Origin of the sequence: Peteryoungia desertarenae (assembly GCF_005860795.2) — a bacterium.
Lineage (GTDB): Bacteria > Pseudomonadota > Alphaproteobacteria > Rhizobiales > Rhizobiaceae > Allorhizobium > Allorhizobium desertarenae.
Map to the genome: position 1 here is coordinate 3,343,367 of NZ_CP058350.1, position 17,664 is coordinate 3,361,030.

Consider the following 17,664-nt stretch of genomic DNA (forward strand, 5'->3'; position numbering starts at 1 on the left):
CCCTCAGCCGATCTTGATGACAGAATCGGAAATGAAAGCAAAGGTCGGCACCGGCAGATTGGTCGGCGCAGGACCCTTGCGGATACGACCCGCAGTATCATAGTGCGAGCCGTGGCAGGGACAGAACCATCCGCCGAACTCACCCGCCTGACCGAGCGGTACGCAGCCGAGATGGGTGCAGGAACCGATCATGACGATCCAGTTTTCCTTGCCCTCGCCCGCAGAACGCAAGAGATCGGTGGCTTCCGCTGTCGCATCGACATTGGCGTTACGGGCAATCGGATCCTTCAGGTCGCTCAAGGCAACTGCATTGGCCTCGGCGACTTCCTCTTCCGTACGGTTACGGATGAAGACCGGCTTGCCGCGCCACTTGACCGTGAGGGACATACCAGGCTCGACAGCCGATACGTCCACTTCGATCGAAGCGAGCGCCAGGGTCGAGGCGTCAGGACGCATCTGGTCGATGAAGGGCCATGCAAAGGAGGCCGCCCCGACGGCACCGGCCATGCCGGTCACCATGTAAAGAAAGTCGCGACGAGTTGGCTCGCTCGCGTGTTCGGTATTTGTCTCGTGTTCGCTCACGGTCATTCCATCCTCTTCGCAATCCTGCGACAAACCGCATTTGCCCCCGCAGCGGGAATCACAATTCGGTCACCATGTAGCCATGGATTCCCCGCCAGATTGGCGCCTTCTAAGCCTCATATTCTAATCTGTCCAGTCTCTGACGGGCAAGGAGCCACAATGTCGCGGAATTATTCCCCCGCTATTCAAGGCTGTCGAGCCTGATCCGGCCACAGTTGCAACAAATAAAGATTTGACGCATGGTCCCGCGCGCTTGCGAGACAAGTGAAGATCATATCGCGGGACTCGCATGAGACACGGAATCTACTGGATAATCTGCACCTGTACCGCCCTTGTCATTGCGGTTTTGGCCTTGCGCTATGTCACCGGCTTCTGGCTTCTGGCCCTTGTCTTCAGCCTTCACATACATGTGGCACTTCTCGCGATGGCCGGGGCGGCACTGGCCCTCTTCATCCGGCGCGGGCGCACCGCCGCAATGCTGCTTGTCCTGTCGGGTGCGCTCTTTGTCCATGGCATCTGGATGAAGTACGAGATCACACCTGCTCAGAGGGTTGCGGGCGAGCAGGACATCGCCGTCCGCATCATCAGCTTCAATCTTCTGGCCAGCAACTTTCAGAATGGAGACCGGATTGCTGACATGCTTCTGGCCTCGGGCGCCGACGCTGCGGTCCTGATGGAAGCCGGCCCGATCCGGCGCCACTTGAACGCGCTCTCGGCTGCCTATCCCCATCGGGTCGGCTGCGACACGATGAGGGCCCTTTGCGACCTGGTGATCCTGTCGAAGCATCCGATCCGCTCCGCCCGCTTCGAAAGCCTCTCCGATCTGAGAGCAGACCGCTTCGTGCTGGCCGAACTCGATGTGCAAGGCCAACAGCTGCATGTTGCGGGCGTGCACCTGACCAAACCCTATTACGATGATTACCACTGGCTCGAACTGCGCGATCTGAGCCGCCATATCGCAGATATCGGAAACCGGCTTGTGCTCGCCGGCGACTTCAACGCCGACAGCCTGGCGCTTGACATGCGCTATTTCCTGCGCCGCAACGCCATGACCGCCGCCGGTTGGGAACCCGCTACATGGCCCGTCCGCGCCGGTCGCTTCGGCATCGCAATTGATCACATCTATCTGCGAGACGGCCTGATCCCGCTCGGCGTAACGCGCCTTCCCGACAATCTGGGCTCCAACCACTTCGGGCTCGTCGCCGAATTCGCCATACCGCGGCAAGGAACCTGACATCCCGTCAGGGCCTGTCCTGCAGGACAGGCGCTAATTCGGACGGCACTCGACATGAACCTGATATTTCAGCGTCTGATGCTCATAGGTTGAACCGCCACCCAAGCCGACCGGGCTTGCTGTACGCCCTTCACGGTCGGCTGCGGCGCCAAAGCCAATGATGGCAACCGCTTTCAGCTCATAGGTCTTGCCCAGGATCTCCTGTTGCGAGAAGCCGGCCTGTTTCAGCTTGGCGAGATTGTTGTTGCAGACCTCCAAGGGGCTTGGACCATCCCAGGTCACCTTGTTAATCGGCACCTTGAACAGAAAGGGTCGCTTGACCGTACGGTTGTTGCCGCTGCCGTAATCCCGCGGCAGCAGACCCTGTTCATAGGACATCTTGAGTGGTAGCCCGGAGAAGAACCAGGCACTGACGATCCGGTACCCCTTCTTGGCAGCAGCATAGCCGCGAACATCGAATTGATAGGTAGATGGACTGTCCAGCTTGTAAGCCTGACCGCTGGCGCGAACGACGACCTTACGCATGTCGATGCCGTCACGGGCAATGTCGACCTTGTCCATCTTGTCCTTCGCCAGCGCACCGGTGGCCGTCAATGTCATGAGAATGGCACTTGCAAGAATGCGTTTCATGGTTCCCTCTCCCAATTGAAATGCGATGAGGGAACTATATTCGAATTCGTTGAACTACGCCTGAACGATGGATTTAGCCAGCGTTCACCAGAACCGGATCGGGCGCCTTTGTATCCAGAAAGCCGCCCGACTGGCGCGCCCAGAGTTCCGAGTAGAGACCGCCCAGCGCGACAAGTTCCGCATGGCTGCCCTGCTCGATGATCCGTCCCTTGTCCATCACGACGAGACGATCCAGGGCGGCAATGGTCGACAGGCGGTGAGCGATCGCAAGAACGGTCTTTCCCTGCATCAGACGATCAAGGTTGGACTGGATGGCCGCCTCCACTTCCGAATCGAGCGCCGATGTCGCCTCATCGAGAACGAGGATCGGTGCATCCTTCAGCATCACGCGGGCGATCGCAATGCGCTGGCGCTGCCCCCCGGACAGTTTCACCCCGCGCTCGCCGACATGGGCATCGAAGCCGGTCCGTCCGCGCTGATCCTCAAGTTTCAGAATGAAGTCGAGTGCCTCGGCCCGCTCGGCAGCCCTCATCAACTGCGCCTCGCTGGCATCCTCTCGCCCGAACAGGATATTGTCGCGGATCGAGCGGTGCAGAAGCGCCGTGTCCTGCGTCACCATGCCGATCTGTGACCGGAGGCTTTCCTGCCGGACCTCGGCAATATTCTGCCCGTCGATTAGGATACGTCCACCCTCAAGATCGTAGAAACGCAGAAGCAGATTGACGAGCGTTGATTTTCCAGCCCCTGAGCGCCCGACAATACCGACCTTCTCGCCCGGTTCGATCGTCAGCGTGAGGTGATCGATCGCCCCCTTGCTGCGACCATAATGAAAACTGACGTCCTCGAAGCGGATCTCGGGCGATACGACCTTCAGGTCCGGCGCATCAGGCTTGTCGGTCAGTTCGATCGGCTTGGCAATCAGCTCCGCCGAATTCTGGATCGTGCCGATGTTGCGCATGATGCCGTTCAACTGCGTCATCATCCGCCCAAGCAGCATGTTGAGCCGTAGAACGAGACCAAGGGTGAAAGCCACGCCACCCGCTGTCACGGCACCGGCAAACCAGAGCTCCACCGACAGCGCAGCCACCATCACGATCATGACGCCTGATAGCAGCGCCAGCGATGCCCGAACGCCCGTGAGCAATCGGGCAAAGGGACGGATCGCATTCTGAAACCGCTCGAAGCCGGCCTTGATGTAATGATCGTTCTGCTTCTCGCGACCGAAAAGCTTGAGCGTCTGGATGTTGGAATAACTATCCACCAACCGGCCATTGAGCATCGACGAGGCTTCCGCCGTCTGCTTGGCATGATGGCGGATCTTCGGAACGAAATACCGAGCCAGAAGCAGGAAGATCGCCACCCAGGTGCCGATAATCGCAGCCAGCCGCCAGTCAAGCTGGGCGACCAGCGCCATGGTCGAGACCGTATAGATCACCATGAACCAGACGACCTGCAGCATGGAGGTCAACAGATCGCCGGTCGACTGACCGGCCGACCAGACCTTGGCGACAATGCGACCGGCAAAATCATTCTGGAAGAAGGAGACGGACTGGCGTGCCACATGGGCATGCGCCTGCCAACGGACGAGGTTGAAGAAATTGAGAACGATCACCTGCTCTTCAACCAGCGCGCCAATGGTCACAACGATAAAGCGTCCGACCAGCACGACAAGCGCCATGGCAATGAGTTCAAGCCCATGCGCCTGAACCAGTCCGTCCCAGCCTGCCTCCTTGGGCACCGTGTCGAGAAGATCGACAAGGCGACCGACAAACCAGAAGAGCCCGGCCTCGAGAACCGCAACCGCGCCTCCGAAAATGGCCATCAGGAAGAAGGCAAGCTTTGCCTGCCGGACATAGAACCAGACAAAGGCGAGCGTGGACTGGGGCGGACGCAGACCCTCCGTCTTTGCAAACGGATCTAGCCAGTTTTCGAAATAGCGGGCAACAGCTTGGAACATGATCGAGGATATAGGCGAATTCCTGGACACGGCAAAGCCAATGCCTGTGCTTCAGCCATTACAAATTCTTCATGGATCGCGTTCGGTCCGTTCTACCGCGAAAAGCGCGTCAGGTAGATACCAAAGAGAATGAGTGCCACGCCTGCCGGCTGACCGGGATGAAACTCTGCCGAACCCCGCAGGTAATCGATCATGAGGCCGGTAATCATCTGACCGCCGATGATCAGCAGACCCGAACGGGTGGCACCCAGCCGGGGAAATACATATGAGCTGATGACCACGAAAAGCGCACCGATTATGCCGCCGGTAAAAGCCCAGACCGGTGTCAGGCCGAGCATGGACATGCCCACCCGATGAAACAGCAGGACGTAAAGCGTCAGCAGGAGAAAACCGACAGCGTGGTTCCAGAAGGAGGCCTGGAAGGCGCCGCAATCCATCGTCAGCCGGCCATTGATGGAACGGCTCATCGCCACCACCGCACCACCGGCAAGCGCAATCATGACCGAACCCAGCATTCAGCTGCCTTTCGAAAGAATGAGCAGCGCGCTGCCGGCAATCACCAGGGCTGCAGCCATCAGATCATGCCGATTGACGGAGCGTTTCGGTGTCCCGAACAGGCCGAACTGATCAGAGAAAAGACCAAACAGGATTTGCCCGACCAGGAGCAGCGACAATCCGCCTGCGAGCGCCAGTTCCGAATTGACCGCAATCGAGCTGAAGGCAACGGCAAAAGCACCCGGCGCACCACCAAGATAAGCCCACAGCGGCGCCTTGCCACCAACAGCACTCCCGGCCGCCTTGCGCGCCATCACGACATTCAGCCGGAGAAGGACAAAGGCGACGACAGCACCCACGCCATGCACCACCCAGGACGCGGTAAAGGGCGTAGTGAAGGCTGCCAGTTCGCTGTTGATGGTAATCATCACCGCAAGCAGTGCACCGGACAGAAGAGCCCAAAGCCAGTCGATATATTTCAGCATGTGGCCCCGCCGGTTCCCGGAAGCATGATCACCATGCCACATGGGCATCTGCTACAATCCGGGAAGCTTGTCAAAACGGACATGGGCGACGGCCTATTCGGCCGCCGCCTCCGCTGTCTGATCCGTCTGATCGGCAAGGAAGCCGCCCGACTGCCTGTTCCACAGATCGGCATAGATACCGCCCGAAGCGACAAGCTCTTCATGCGTCCCGGTTTCCACGATCCGCCCCTTATCGAGGACGATCAGCCGGTCCATCTGCGTCAGTGTCGACAGCCGGTGGGCGATTGCGATCACCGTCTTGTCCTCGATCAGCTTGAACAGGCTTTCCTGGATCGCCGCCTCGACTTCCGAATCGAGCGCCGAGGTTGCCTCATCCAGGATCAGGATCGGCGCATCCTTCAGGAAGACACGCGCAATCGCGATACGCTGACGCTGACCGCCCGAAAGCTTCACGCCCCGCTCGCCGACATGGGCATCAAGTCCGGTGCGGCCCTGCAGATCCGAAAGCCCCTGGATGAAGTCCCAGGCATTCGCCTTTTTTGCGGCGTCAATCACCTCGGCATCGGTTGCATCTGGTCGCCCATAGGCGATGTTGTCGCGGATCGACCGATGCAGGAGCGATGTGTCCTGCGTCACGACCCCGACCAGCGCCCGCAGACTGTCCTGGCTGACTTCCGAAATGTCCTGCCCATCAACCAGGATCTTGCCCTTCTCAAGATCGTAGAAGCGCAGAAGCAGGTTCATCAGTGTCGTCTTGCCGGCACCAGATCGCCCAACGAGACCGATCTTCTCGCCAGCCTCGATGGTCAGCGAGAAGTCCTCGATGACACCCTTCTGCTTGCCGTAATGGAAGCGAACGCCGTCATAGACGATCTCGCCCTTGGGTGCAGCGAGCGTCTTTGCCGCCGGCTGGTCAACAATGTCATGAGGCTTCGTCATCATCCCCATGCCGTCATAGACCGTGCCGATATGCTCAAAGAGGGCTGCGACCTCCCACATGATCCACTGCGACATGCCGTTGATGCGCATGGCGAGGCCAATGGCAACCGCAATGGCACCGACCGTGACACTGCCATTCAGCCAGAACCAGATACCGAGACCGGCAACAAAGAACTGCACCAGCACATTGTTGATGTCGACGCAGATGTTGAGGAGCGAAATCTGCCGCATCTGGCGATGAACAGTGCCCAGGAAGGCATCCATCCCCTCCCGCGCATAAATCTCTTCGCGGCCCGCATGGGAGAAGAGCTTCACCGTCGCAATATTGGTATAGCTGTCGACGATCCGGCCCGTCATCATCGAGCGCGCATCCGCCTGCTCGCTTGAAAGCCGGCGCAGCTTGGGCACGAAATGATAAAGGATCAGCGCGTAGGCGATCAGCCAGACGACCAGCGGCACGCCCAGGCGCCAGTCAACCGAAGCCACCAGTGCCAGCATCGAAATGAAAAAGGTCGACGCATAGATGAAGACATCGATGATCTTCATCACCGCTTCCCGGATCGACAGCGCCGTTTGCATGACCTTGGTCGAAACGCGACCGGCAAACTCGTTGGCAAAGAAGGTCATCGAATGACGAAGCAGAAAGCGGTGCATCTGCCAACGGGCAATCATCGGGAAATTGCCGGCCAGCACCTGATGCGTTGTCAGAGTATGGATCACGCCCAGAAACGGCAGGCCGATCAGAAGCAGGGCCGCCATCCAGGCGAGAGTCATGCCCTCCGTTTGCAGGAAGGTCGTACGCTCAGCCGTGGACAGCCAGTCCACGATATTGCCGAGGAACTGGTAAAGCATGACTTCGACGACTGCGACCAGTCCCGAGCAAACGCCCAGCACCAGAAGCCACGGCCAGGCATCACGGGTGTAATGCCAGCAAAAGGCAACCAGCCCCTTTGGCGGCAGCGTTGCAGGCTCGGCGGGATAGGGATTCAGGCGGCTTTCGAACCACTTGAACATGGGAAACTCCATTAAAGCGCATCGATCTGCGCCCAAGCGAGCGGCACGGAACGACAGCAGGAAAATCAACGTTGCGGCGGTCTAGCGCCGCAAGATGGGACGGATTGAAGAACGCAAAGGCGAGAAAGCTGCAGTCACGCAGCAGGCACAGGGAGGCGCGGCACAGCCGGGATACGGAAAAAAATCATCGATGCCCTCCCTCTTGCGTGTTGACCAGAGCCTTCTTCTACCGCTCAAAGTCCGATTTTCCTAGAGCGCATCTGCACAGAAATGAGGCGTTCCGTCGCAACTGTTGCAACATCACCACAGGTTGAGATTGGCGGTTGCACGGAATTTCGGGCCTAGGCGAACAGCGCTTGGCCCTCTTCCCCGCCTCGCCTAAGGAAGGCCATGACCGAGCTGCGCATCGCCCTGTACCAACCCGACATACCAGGCAATACGGGAACGATCCTGCGCCTTGCGGCCTGCCTCGGCCTGAAGGTCGACATCATCGAGCCGGCTGGCTTCGTGCTGTCCGACAAGAACCTGAAGCGCGCCGGCATGGATTATCTGGCAAGCGTCGCCATGCAGCGCCACATAAATTGGGAAAGCTTCGATCAGTGGCGTCGCAATGAAGGTCGCCGGCTCGTTCTTGCTTCAACCAAGGCTGCGGACGTCTACACCGATTTCGCCTATCAGTCCCGCGACATCCTCCTCTTCGGACGGGAGAGTGCCGGCGTGCCGGACCACGTCCATGAACTGGCCGACGCCCGCGTTCTCATCCCGATGCTCCCCGGTCAGCGCTCCATCAATGTCGCCATGTCGGCCGCCATGATCACCGGCGAAGCCCTGCGTCAAACCGGCTTCTCATCCTAAAGTCACGGAACAGGCATTCGTCAAGGAACCCTTTCGCCAACACGCTATTGTGTGTGGTGAAGAGCTGCGTGCGCGACGATTATTCTGCAATTGCTAATTCGATCATGATGCGCTATGTTGCACTGCAGCAAAATGACCAGGAGATAGAAATGTTCGAGACAGCATTCACCCTGGGCTTGACCCAGTTCGCCAGAACTTTCAGCTTTCCGGAGCGTATCCAGCATCGCACGGCCCGCAATGCCGCTCTTGAGCTGCTGCGGCTGCGCAATACCGGCTTCGACGCCATGTTCTATGACGTGAAGTCTCTGACCGCCGAAGAGACATTCTACATCAGCGACTGCCTCGGTTCAGAGGGCCTCATCATCATCGTTCCTCCAACAGGTGGCGGCATGCTGACGCTCTGCGAGAGCGTTGGAGAATTTCGCCTGCGGGGCAGCAAGAATGTCCATGCCCTTGCCGTGGCCGGGATTGGCGGTTCTGCACTCGGCGCCGCTGCGTTTGCCCGTAATGTGGCCGATGCAATCAAGGCTCCGGTTGCCGCTGTTGTCTCGGGTTACGGCCTGGGTGACATCGTCAATGAGGCAATCGGCGGGGCCTTTTTCTTTGGCTGGCTCGGCCAGATGCGCAACAGCCTGGAGGCGATCGATGATGCTGTCGGTCGTCCAAAGCTTGGTGCCTATGCGAAACGCGAGAAACGGACAAACGAACCGGCCCGGACCGGCCTCGATGCCGATACGGTCGAGACGCTCCTGTCCGATCCCTCCCTCTCCTTTACGCTTCTGACGGGTCATTCCCGCGGCAATCGTGTCCTGGCCGATGCTCTGTACGCGATGAAGGCTGAGAATGCAGATAAGCTGAAGGCACTGACTAAATCCGCCCGTGTCGTGACTTTCGGCGGGCGCATCAAGATGCCGGAGGTCTTTACCGACGTCATCGACGTCGTTGGCGAGCTGGATTGGTATGGGGAGATCAACTCCCGCCCGCAAATCCCAAGCGATGTGCGGGTTCCCTATTGCGGTCATTCGACCAACACCGATCTTGCCGGTGCCTTGAGGGTTACCAGCATTTTGAAGGACATCCTGGCGAAAGGTCCCGAAGCCAAGCCGAAAACCAAACCCGAAGTCGCAACGGCTGACAAGGCTGCAGCGTCCGAACCTGCGGCCACGGAGGAGGCGATTGCGGACGCCGAAAACCAAGTCGCAGAGCCCCTTGGCGTCAGCGCGCCGTCCATGGTTCCGGAAGAAAAGACAGTGACGGAGACTATGGTCAAGGAAGCGGTTGCCGACGCTGGCAAGGCGCCTGAAGAGCTGGAGACCCGTCTGTCGGAAAGCGCTGCCTTGATCGCTGAATCAGCGACCGCCCCCGAGATCCAGGAACAAAAGAAGCCGCCCGAAACGAAGCCGACGCCCAAGATGGAGAGCGTTTTGGCAGAGGTGACACCGGCAACTGCTGAGAAACAGCCACGAAAGGCGAGTACGCCCGCTCGAGTGACGTCTATTGCCAGTGTCGCAGGCAAAAAGGGTAAGACTCCGCCGCGCAAGGGCAAGACCTAACCGCACTTTGCAGACCGTTCATCCTATTGATAACCATAACCCACGCCTCGGCGTGGGTTTTGCGTCATGAACTGTGGCAACAGCAACAGGACAGCGTTTCAGTGAGGATCAGCGAAACAGCGCGAGCGACTGACCCATTGTGCCATTGGCAATATTGAGACCGATCGTCTGAAGCTGCTGCTGCACGGTCTGGGCAGCCTTCTTGACCGCCTCCTCCTGCATGTTCGCATCCACAAGCCGCCCGATACCGATGGTCGTCGTATCCTGAAGATCTTGCAGGAAGCTCTGATTATCCGAGATCCGATTGCGGGTTGAGCCGAGATCGGCCCCGGCATCGATCATGTCGACCATGACACTGTTCAACGCCGAGATCATGCCATCGATCTCGTCAGTGGTGGTTGTCTCGGAGATTTCGATCGGACGTGAGCCCGGATTGACCGGGACGGACGAGTTGGCATCGAGCAGATAATAGTCGTAGGCAGAACCGCTGCGGGTCATCCCCGCGTTCGAGCGTGTCAATATACCATCTTCGGCATTCTCACCCGAAGCAAGCGTTGACTTGGCGGTGTCGAAATCGATCACGTTGATCTCGATCGAACCCTGGCCATCAGAGGTAACACCTGCCACCATCGACTCGACTTTCGGCGTCTGCCCTGCCTCGGCCTTGAGCCAGTTCTGGCCGTTGAACGAGCTGGAATCGATCACCGTCGTCAGCTGCTGCTTCAACTGCGTGATTTCCTCGTTGACTGCACGCCTGTCGACACCCGGCGAGCGCGCCATGATCAGCTTGGATTGAATATCGGAGACGATCGCAGTTGCTTTTTCCATGCCGAGCGCAGCGGTATCAGTAATGGCGGCAGCAAGCCCGCTCGCGTCTTCAGCCGTTGACAGCTGCAGGTTCGACGAATTCATCGTCGTGGCAATGGACCAATAGGCCGCATTATCGGCAGCCTTGTTGACTTCACGGCCAGAAGCAACACGCGTCGTCGTGTTCTCAAGCGCCCGGTTCGAACCGGTCAGCAGGGAAAGAGCGGAAGCCGCAGTTGCATTGATCGCAGTCATAAGCGCAAGTCACCTTGAATTCGGGTCACCATCGGCGGTGACGACATGTTCGTCCCTAGCCTTTTACACGCTCGACTTTGCTACCTTCTTTCACCATTCGTTTAAATTTTAGCAAAACGACGTTTAGTGAGCCCGAGCCCGCTACGGCAGCTGGGGCAGCCCTGCGGAGATCCGAATAAAACGACAAAATTTCAGTAAGGTAAGAAAGAAGGATGACCTATGAAAGGAGGAAGCTGAATCAACATCTGAAGATCGGCCAAGAGGCATCGACGGGGCCAGACTTTCTGAACAGAAAGGGCTACCGGCGTCCCTCCACCCGTTGATGGCGCATCGATCAGTCTGCCGAATGAAGCCGTCGCATGGTGAATTCGATCTGATCGTCGTCAAGCTGTCGCCAGCTCTCGACTTCGGTCCAGTAGGCCGCCTTGGGAAAGGCATCGAACCATTCGCGCGCTTTTTTGCGCGCTTCCTCACGGCTGAGACAGAAAGTCTCCCTAACGTAAGCGCTGCCGCTGCGACCGTTGCCTGCCGCCCTGTAGTCCGCAATACGCTTTTTCAGGCCGCTCATATGCGGCGGACCGGGTACTCTGCTCATCACATCCCTCGCATGCAAAGACTTTAATACGCTAGGAATGCTGTGGCGAGTCGAAAATCGTGGGAGACTGCAGCCTGAAGGTGGTCGCTCTTGCGGCAACCTGCTAATTCAGAATGACTGATCATGGGGGAGTGCACATGGAGCGACCGGACCTGCCGAAAGGCCTGCCCGAAGACATCGAGGACAAGAAGGCGCAGGCGCGCGCCTGGTTTGAAAGCCTGCGCGACACGATCTGCGCGTCTTTTGAAGCTCTTGAAGACGAATTGACAGGCCCGATGGCCGACCGCCCAGCAGGTCGCTTTGCCGGCAAGGACTGGCTGCGCGAAGACGGTGCCGGCGGCGGTGGCCGCATGTCCATGATGGAAGGACGCGTCTTCGAAAAAGTCGGTGTCCATACCTCCACCGTCCATGGCGAATTCTCAGCCGAGATGCGCAAGCAGATGCCGGGAGCCGATGAGGACCCGCGTTTCTGGGCCTCCGGCATTTCTCTCATCGCCCATCCGGTGAACCCCAATGTCCCGACGGTGCATATGAACACCCGCATGGTCGTCACGTCGAGCCATTGGTTCGGTGGTGGTGCAGACCTGACGCCGGTGCTGAACCGTCGCCGCACCCAGGACGACCCGGATACGAAGATCTTCCACCGGGCAATGGAGATCACCTGCAATCGTCACGAACCTGTGGCTGACTATGCGGCCTACAAGACATGGTGCGACGAGTATTTCTTCCTCAAGCATCGCAACGAGCCACGCGGCATCGGCGGCATCTTCTTCGACTGGCTGACCGCCGACCCGGAAAAAGGTGGCTGGGATGCCAATTTCGCTTTCGTCCAGGATGTTGGACGCGCCTTCAATCTCGTCTACCCGAAGATCGTCCGCGGCAACTTTAACAATCCCTGGACTGAGGAAGACCGCGAGGAACAACTCGTCCGTCGTGGCCGCTATGTGGAATTCAATCTGCTCTATGATCGCGGAACCATCTTCGGCCTGAAAACCGGCGGCAACATCGAATCGATTCTGTCTTCCCTGCCCCCACTGGTCCGCTGGCCCTGAAGCGGGTGAACCGGCGTCAAATGACGTCGAAACCTGCGTCTGGGACAAGTACCGGCAAAATAACAGAATATTCTAATATCACGAAGGCTTGGCGCGCTTGTGACCTCAGGTGCGCCCGGTTTCGTTTGCATTTTACGGGTTCTCGTCGCATCCTTCGGACGCACGCTATCTAGAGGAGGAGATAGACATGACCCAGTCTGTCAGGAGTACCGCCCCCCCAGTAAGTGAACCCGCTGCCCGAGTGATCGGCACACCCGAACTTATTGATCGGCTGGCGGAGGAGTTGCGTTCCTCAAGTGATGTAGATCTGCCCCATTCCTATTTCGTCGAGCAGGTCAAACTGCGACTCGCAGGATCAACAGACCCCGACCGTCTTGCAGCCAACGCAGTTGAAAGCCGCTCACCAGCCTACAGCCGAAAGGTCAGTGCATCTGTCTTTCAGGCCTGGGCCATGCCCGACTGACCAAAGATCCACCGCAAGCATTAGCCTCCAATTCACCGCCCACACGGGCGGTTTTTTTGATATACTGCCAGAACAACGCATCAGCCTGTGCGTTGAACCGTGACCAACAAGGGAGAATTGTCATGCGACAGTTTGAATGTGGAACACTGGTCCCCGGATGTGACTGGCACACCCGCGCCGAAGAAGATGCCGAAATTGTCCGCCGAGCCGTCGAGCATATGAGGACGGCCCATGGCGAAACGGTCATCCGGGAAAACATGGTCGACAATATCAAGGCCCGGATCCGCGACGAGGCCCACAAGGCCGCCTGAAACCTGAGATGGCAACAGTCAGAACCTCAAGCGGAGCCCGACATCCGGGCTCCGTGGATTAGGTTTTGCAGATCAGCTGCTCGGCAGCATGACCTTGTCGATGACATGGATCACGCCGTTATCTGTGCGGATATCGGCGGACACGACATTTGCGCCATCCACAGTGACGCCGGAGGAAGACTTGCTGACGGCAAGCGTCCGGTCACCACCGCCCTTGATCGTACGGACATGGATGGTACGCCCCGGCAGCATGTTTGAGGTGAGCTCGCGACCAACAACATGATAGCTCAGGATCGCAACGAGCTGATCCTTGTTTTCCGGCTTCAGAAGATTCTCGACTGTGCCGGCAGGCAGAGCCGCAAAGGCTTCATCGGTCGGGGCGAAGACCGTGAGCGGCCCACCCGAGGAGAGCGCGTCCACCAAACCGGCGGCCTGGGCCGCAGCCAGCAATGTCTGGAAGCTTCCGGCCTGTTGAGCGGTCTCGACAATATTGGCGGCCATAGCAGAGGAGCCGGCGAAGGTCATGGCTGCCCCGACGAATGCGAATGCGATGCGTTTCATGGTAAATCCCTCCTGAAATGCTCCGACCGGCCTCATGCCGGTCTTTCGAAGCTGGAGGAGATACGCACAGATTGTCGCACCCGGTTCAGCTAGGGACGGACACTCTTTTTTGAGCAAAACGGGAAAAACCGATCGACTAATCGGACGTACGCGCGCCGCTCACGCACGTCCTCTGTTCGATTGCAGGCTTCAGGAAGAGGCTGCCAATACCGATAGGCGCTCAATCAGAGCCTTCCGACTGAGACTGAACTGCGAGGCAACCCATTCCTTCTCCAGACCAGCCAAAAGCACGCCAACCCGTGGCCCGGGCTGTATGCCGTGTTCAAGGGCATCAGCACCCTTCAACGGAAACACCGGGCGCTGATATCGCACGACCTGTTCAAGCAGCGCGGAAAGGCGCCCGACCCGCATCATCGCTTCCGTATCGACCTCCGCCGCCCGTCTGGCGCTGGCAAGTGCAAGTCGCAGGACCGCCGCGATCCCGGCCGGCCCGTGCTGGTAGAGCAGACGCGCAAGCTCTGCATCTGACGTTGCTTCGCCAACCTTGGGAGCGGCACCGAAGGCGTCCAGAAAACCCGCCTCGGCATTTGAAAGCCGCAATCGTGCGGCCATCGCCTTCAGTCGCTCTGGATCCCGCGGCACGATCGCCGCCAACCTGAGGAGCGGATCCGGCTTCCAGCCCAGCGCCTGTTCGGTTGCGATTAGTCCCGGGATGGCATCGATACCCCATTTCTCCGTTTCCGGCAGAATCGCCGTGAGTACACCCGCCTGTCGCATCCACAAGAGTGCACGACCCGGATCTTCAGCGGACAGCAGCTTCTTCATTTCCGCCCAGATGCGCTCCGCCGACAGCAGGGACAGCTTGTCGCGCGCCCGCGCCGAAGCCTTCAGGCCCGCAGCATCCGGACGCCCGCCGCCGTAGAACGCGAAGAAGCGGAAAAAGCGCAGCACGCGCAGGTAATCTTCAGCGATCCGCTGGTCGGCATCGCCGATGAAACGCACGGTCTTCGTCTCGATGTCCTTGAGACCGTCGACCAGATCGACCACCTCGCCATCCTGACCGACGTAAAGCGCGTTGATTGTCAGGTCGCGACGCATGGCATCCTCCTGCCAGTCCGCCCCGAAGGCCACTTGCGCCCGCCGCCCGTCCGTCTCGACATCATGGCGAAGCGTCGTCACTTCATAGCCCTTCCCGTCGATGACCAGCGTCACCGTCCCATGCTCGATCCCGGTCGGCACGGCCTTGATACCCGCCGCTTCCGCCCGCGACACCACCTCTTGCGGAGCCAGCGTTGTTGCGAGATCGATATCGCCGACCGGCAGACCCATCAGGCTGTTGCGCACGGCACCACCGACAACGCGCACCTCGCCGCCGTCAGCATTGAGAAGTTCGAACAGCCGGGTGACGGCAGCGCTCTTGAACCAGTCCTCGCCGGACAAGTTGGTCATGCATAAAGCCTTTCATAGAGTGTGCGGATAAGCCCGGCGGTAATGCCCCATATCCTCCGCTCGCCATAGGGCATGACGTAGAAGCGCCGCATCGCGCCAGCCAGCATCCGGCTATCCTGAGAATGGTTGGAAGGGTCCATCAGGAAGGAGAGCGGCACTTCGAACACGCTCTCCACCTCGTCGGGATTGGGCGTAATCGTATAGCCCGGACGAACGACGGCCAGCACAGGCTGGATCCGGAACCCCGTACCGGTCAGGCTTTGCGGCAACCGTCCGACGGTTTCGACAAAACGCCGGTCGAGCCCGATCTCCTCTTCCGCTTCGCGAAGCGCGGCCTCTTCCGGGGTCTGATCCGTGTCATCGATCCCGCCCCCCGGAAACGCGATCTGGCCTGCATGCTGGCGCAGCTTGGATGTCCGCTGGGTCAGGATGATCCGGGCGTCTTGATCATCGTCGATGACGCCGATGAGCACCGCAGCATCCTTGAGCGGCATATCCTGTATGACGAGATCCACATGGCCGTTCAAAGCGTGATTGCCATGATGTTCCCAACCATGGTCGAGCGGCGCGCCGACATGTTCAAGCGCCCGCCGACGGAAATCGGATGCCGAAAAAATCAGTTGTGTCATCTGGCAAGCCTGTCGAGCTCGTCCATCGGCATGATTGGGAAAACTGCAGAACCCGAGCGGATGGCAAACATCGCTTTACCTTCGATCTCCACCGGCTCTCCGAGCTCGACGAGATCATACATCACAGCGCGCGACACCAGCGCCTCCAGTCGGCCCCGCACATGCAGATAGGGCTTGAGCGCATGATCCTCCCCCTCGAATACAAACCGAAGCGGATGCTCCGGCCCAGCCTCCACGACATCGCCGACATTCGTCCGGAAGGTCAGCACCTGCTGGTCATCTTGCGCGCTCGCCGTCATCTCGACAGCCACGAAATGCGCATCCTGAACGCGTATCCCCACCTTTTCCACAGGCGTAACGAGATAGGTCTTGCCATCTGCATCCTTGCGCAGAACAGTCGAAAACAACCGGACAAGGGCTTCGCGTCCGATCGGTGTTCCCATGTAGAACCAGGTCCCATCGGCCCTGATTTCCATGTCGAGATCGCCGCAGAACGCAGGCTCCCAGCGATCAACGGGCGGCAGCGATCCCTTCGCGCCAGCCGTTTGCGCCTGGGCACGCGAGATCATCGCGGCAAGCCCGGCAGCATCGGTTGTCGATTTCAGAGTATGGTCCGCCATGTTTGCGTCTCTGTTGTTGTCTACAAGCCTTCACGGTCACGAGATAGTCATTCAGGACAAGCTTGTCAGCCGCCGATGCGCTAATAAGTTATTTTGATGTGAGGCGGATCCCTGATGCGGGCGATTCGTCGGGCCGGGCAAACCAACTGGAGTTGACCATGGGCATGATGCCGAATCCGGAAAACGCAGCAGACGAAAAGGCGATCATCGAAGCCGCCGAAAAGGCGCTGGCCGATATTGCTGCTGTCCGCAAGGAAGTGTCGAAAGTCATCTTCGGGCAGGAAAAGGTGGTCGAAAACACGCTGCTTGCCATTCTTTCCGGCGGTCACGCACTGCTGGTCGGCGTTCCTGGCCTTGCCAAGACAAAACTCGTCACAACGCTCGGTGGTGTTCTCGGGCTCAACGCCAACCGTATCCAGTTCACGCCGGATCTGATGCCGTCCGATATCATCGGCACCGAGGTGATGGATCAGGATGACACCGGTCGCCGCTCCTTCCGCTTCGTCAAGGGCCCCGTTTTCGCCCAGCTGCTGATGGCCGATGAGATCAACCGCGCCAGCCCGCGCACCCAGTCGGCCCTTCTGCAATCCATGCAGGAATATCACGTCACGATCGCCGGGCAGCGCTATGACCTGCCTGCCCCCTTCCACGTTCTGGCAACACAGAACCCGCTGGAGCAGGAAGGCACCTATCCTCTGCCTGAAGCGCAGCTCGACCGCTTCCTGCTGCAGGTCGATGTGGGCTATCCGGAACTCGCCGCCGAGCGGCAGATCCTCCTCGACACCACTGGTGTCAGCGAGGGTCGTGCTTCGAGCGTTCTCGACAGCGCCCGACTCATCGAGATCCAGAAACTCATCCGCCAGATGCCAGTTTCCGATACGGTGGTCGATGCCATCCTGTCGCTCGTCCGCTCCGCCCGTCCCGGCCATGGCAATGCCATGACGGACAAGAACGTCGCCTGGGGCCCCGGCCCGCGTGCCGGCCAGTCGCTGATGCTCTGCGCCCGCGCCCGCGCACTTTACGAAGGCCGCCTCGCCCCCTCCATCGATGATGTGCATGCGCTGGCAGAACCGGTTCTTCAGCATCGCATGGCCCTAACCTTCCCCGCCCGCGCCGAAGGCATGTCGGTGCGCGATGTCATCGCTGGCCTCGTCAGCAACCTGAAGGCATAGGAGAAG

The 17,664-nt window shown here is 59.2% G+C and carries 19 protein-coding genes; 7 read left to right on the top strand and 12 right to left on the bottom strand.

Annotated features, from left to right (window positions below):
• Window positions 1-3 precede the first annotated feature (3 nt).
• Window positions 4-582 (bottom strand): ubiquinol-cytochrome c reductase iron-sulfur subunit, encoded by a 579-nt coding sequence (gene petA / locus FE840_RS16285; RefSeq protein WP_138286762.1) that lies wholly within the window; start codon window positions 580-582, stop codon window positions 4-6.
• A 289-nt stretch (window positions 583-871) separates the two neighbouring features.
• On the opposite strand from petA, the gene FE840_RS16290 reads away from it, so the two are divergent.
• Window positions 872-1,816, top strand: coding sequence for an endonuclease/exonuclease/phosphatase family protein (locus FE840_RS16290; RefSeq protein WP_138286604.1), 945 nt, complete (start codon window positions 872-874; stop codon window positions 1,814-1,816).
• Between the two features lie 33 nt (window positions 1,817-1,849).
• Here the strand turns inward: FE840_RS16290 and FE840_RS16295 are convergent, their stop codons facing one another.
• The 5 genes from FE840_RS16295 to FE840_RS16315 form a co-directional block, all read right to left on the bottom strand.
• The gene (locus FE840_RS16295) at window positions 1,850-2,446 is read right to left on the bottom strand and encodes a hypothetical protein (RefSeq protein ID WP_138286607.1); all 597 of its coding nucleotides are present in this window, start codon (window positions 2,444-2,446) and stop codon (window positions 1,850-1,852) included.
• Window positions 2,447-2,519: 73 nt separating this feature from the next.
• A complete protein-coding gene (locus FE840_RS16300; protein WP_138286609.1) occupies window positions 2,520-4,403 on the bottom strand; it encodes an ABC transporter ATP-binding protein in 1,884 nt (627 codons plus the stop codon).
• A gap of 92 nt (window positions 4,404-4,495) precedes the next feature.
• Window positions 4,496-4,918 carry a DMT family transporter gene (locus FE840_RS16305; RefSeq protein ID WP_138286611.1) on the bottom strand — a complete coding sequence of 141 codons (423 nt, stop codon included), beginning with the start codon at window positions 4,916-4,918 and terminating at the stop codon, window positions 4,496-4,498.
• Window positions 4,919-5,383, bottom strand: a complete 465-nt coding sequence (locus FE840_RS16310) for a DMT family transporter (RefSeq protein ID WP_138286614.1) — start codon at window positions 5,381-5,383, stop codon at window positions 4,919-4,921. It lies immediately after the preceding gene.
• A 93-nt stretch (window positions 5,384-5,476) separates the two neighbouring features.
• Window positions 5,477-7,336 (bottom strand): ABC transporter ATP-binding protein, encoded by a 1,860-nt coding sequence (locus FE840_RS16315; RefSeq protein ID WP_138286617.1) that lies wholly within the window; start codon window positions 7,334-7,336, stop codon window positions 5,477-5,479.
• A gap of 390 nt (window positions 7,337-7,726) precedes the next feature.
• Between FE840_RS16315 and FE840_RS16320 the strand changes: the two genes are divergently transcribed.
• Complete coding sequence (locus FE840_RS16320; protein WP_138286619.1) at window positions 7,727-8,191, top strand: tRNA (cytidine(34)-2'-O)-methyltransferase; 465 nt, start codon at window positions 7,727-7,729, stop codon at window positions 8,189-8,191.
• A 149-nt stretch (window positions 8,192-8,340) separates the two neighbouring features.
• Window positions 8,341-9,744, top strand: a complete 1,404-nt coding sequence (locus FE840_RS16325) for a cell envelope biogenesis protein OmpA (protein WP_246318794.1) — start codon at window positions 8,341-8,343, stop codon at window positions 9,742-9,744.
• Between the two features lie 108 nt (window positions 9,745-9,852).
• Here FE840_RS16325 and FE840_RS16330 read toward each other — a convergent pair whose 3' ends face one another.
• Complete coding sequence (locus FE840_RS16330; protein WP_138286622.1) at window positions 9,853-10,806, bottom strand: flagellin N-terminal helical domain-containing protein; 954 nt, start codon at window positions 10,804-10,806, stop codon at window positions 9,853-9,855.
• A 334-nt stretch (window positions 10,807-11,140) separates the two neighbouring features.
• Window positions 11,141-11,401: a hypothetical protein gene (locus tag FE840_RS16335; protein ID WP_138286625.1), complete on the bottom strand. Its 261-nt coding sequence runs from the start codon at window positions 11,399-11,401 to the stop codon at window positions 11,141-11,143.
• 137 nt (window positions 11,402-11,538) lie between these two features.
• On the opposite strand from FE840_RS16335, the gene hemF reads away from it, so the two are divergent.
• From hemF to FE840_RS16350, 3 genes are all read left to right on the top strand, one after another.
• Entirely contained in the window at window positions 11,539-12,453 is a 915-nt protein-coding gene (hemF, locus tag FE840_RS16340; RefSeq protein WP_138286627.1) for an oxygen-dependent coproporphyrinogen oxidase, read from the top strand.
• Between the two features lie 187 nt (window positions 12,454-12,640).
• Complete coding sequence (locus FE840_RS16345; protein ID WP_138286628.1) at window positions 12,641-12,916, top strand: hypothetical protein; 276 nt, start codon at window positions 12,641-12,643, stop codon at window positions 12,914-12,916.
• Window positions 12,917-13,038: 122 nt separating this feature from the next.
• Window positions 13,039-13,227, top strand: a complete 189-nt coding sequence (locus FE840_RS16350; protein ID WP_138286630.1) for a DUF1059 domain-containing protein — start codon at window positions 13,039-13,041, stop codon at window positions 13,225-13,227.
• 72 nt (window positions 13,228-13,299) lie between these two features.
• Here the strand turns inward: FE840_RS16350 and FE840_RS16355 are convergent, their stop codons facing one another.
• The 4 genes from FE840_RS16355 to FE840_RS16370 all read right to left on the bottom strand — a co-directional run bounded on the left by FE840_RS16355 (window position 13,300) and on the right by FE840_RS16370 (window position 16,486).
• On the bottom strand, window positions 13,300-13,788 hold the full coding sequence (locus FE840_RS16355; protein WP_138286632.1) for a fasciclin domain-containing protein: 489 nt from the start codon (window positions 13,786-13,788) through the stop codon (window positions 13,300-13,302).
• 189 nt (window positions 13,789-13,977) lie between these two features.
• Window positions 13,978-15,237 (bottom strand): CCA tRNA nucleotidyltransferase, encoded by a 1,260-nt coding sequence (locus FE840_RS16360; protein ID WP_138286633.1) that lies wholly within the window; start codon window positions 15,235-15,237, stop codon window positions 13,978-13,980.
• Complete coding sequence (locus FE840_RS16365; protein ID WP_138286635.1) at window positions 15,234-15,866, bottom strand: CoA pyrophosphatase; 633 nt, start codon at window positions 15,864-15,866, stop codon at window positions 15,234-15,236. Before FE840_RS16365 ends, FE840_RS16360 begins: the two co-directional genes overlap by 4 nt.
• On the bottom strand, window positions 15,863-16,486 hold the full coding sequence (locus tag FE840_RS16370) for a DUF1285 domain-containing protein (protein ID WP_138286637.1): 624 nt from the start codon (window positions 16,484-16,486) through the stop codon (window positions 15,863-15,865). The genes FE840_RS16365 and FE840_RS16370 overlap by 4 nt, the downstream gene beginning before the upstream one ends.
• A gap of 158 nt (window positions 16,487-16,644) precedes the next feature.
• Between FE840_RS16370 and FE840_RS16375 the strand changes: the two genes are divergently transcribed.
• The gene (locus FE840_RS16375; RefSeq protein WP_138286639.1) at window positions 16,645-17,658 is read left to right on the top strand and encodes an AAA family ATPase; all 1,014 of its coding nucleotides are present in this window, start codon (window positions 16,645-16,647) and stop codon (window positions 17,656-17,658) included.
• Window positions 17,659-17,664: the final 6 nt, after the last annotated feature.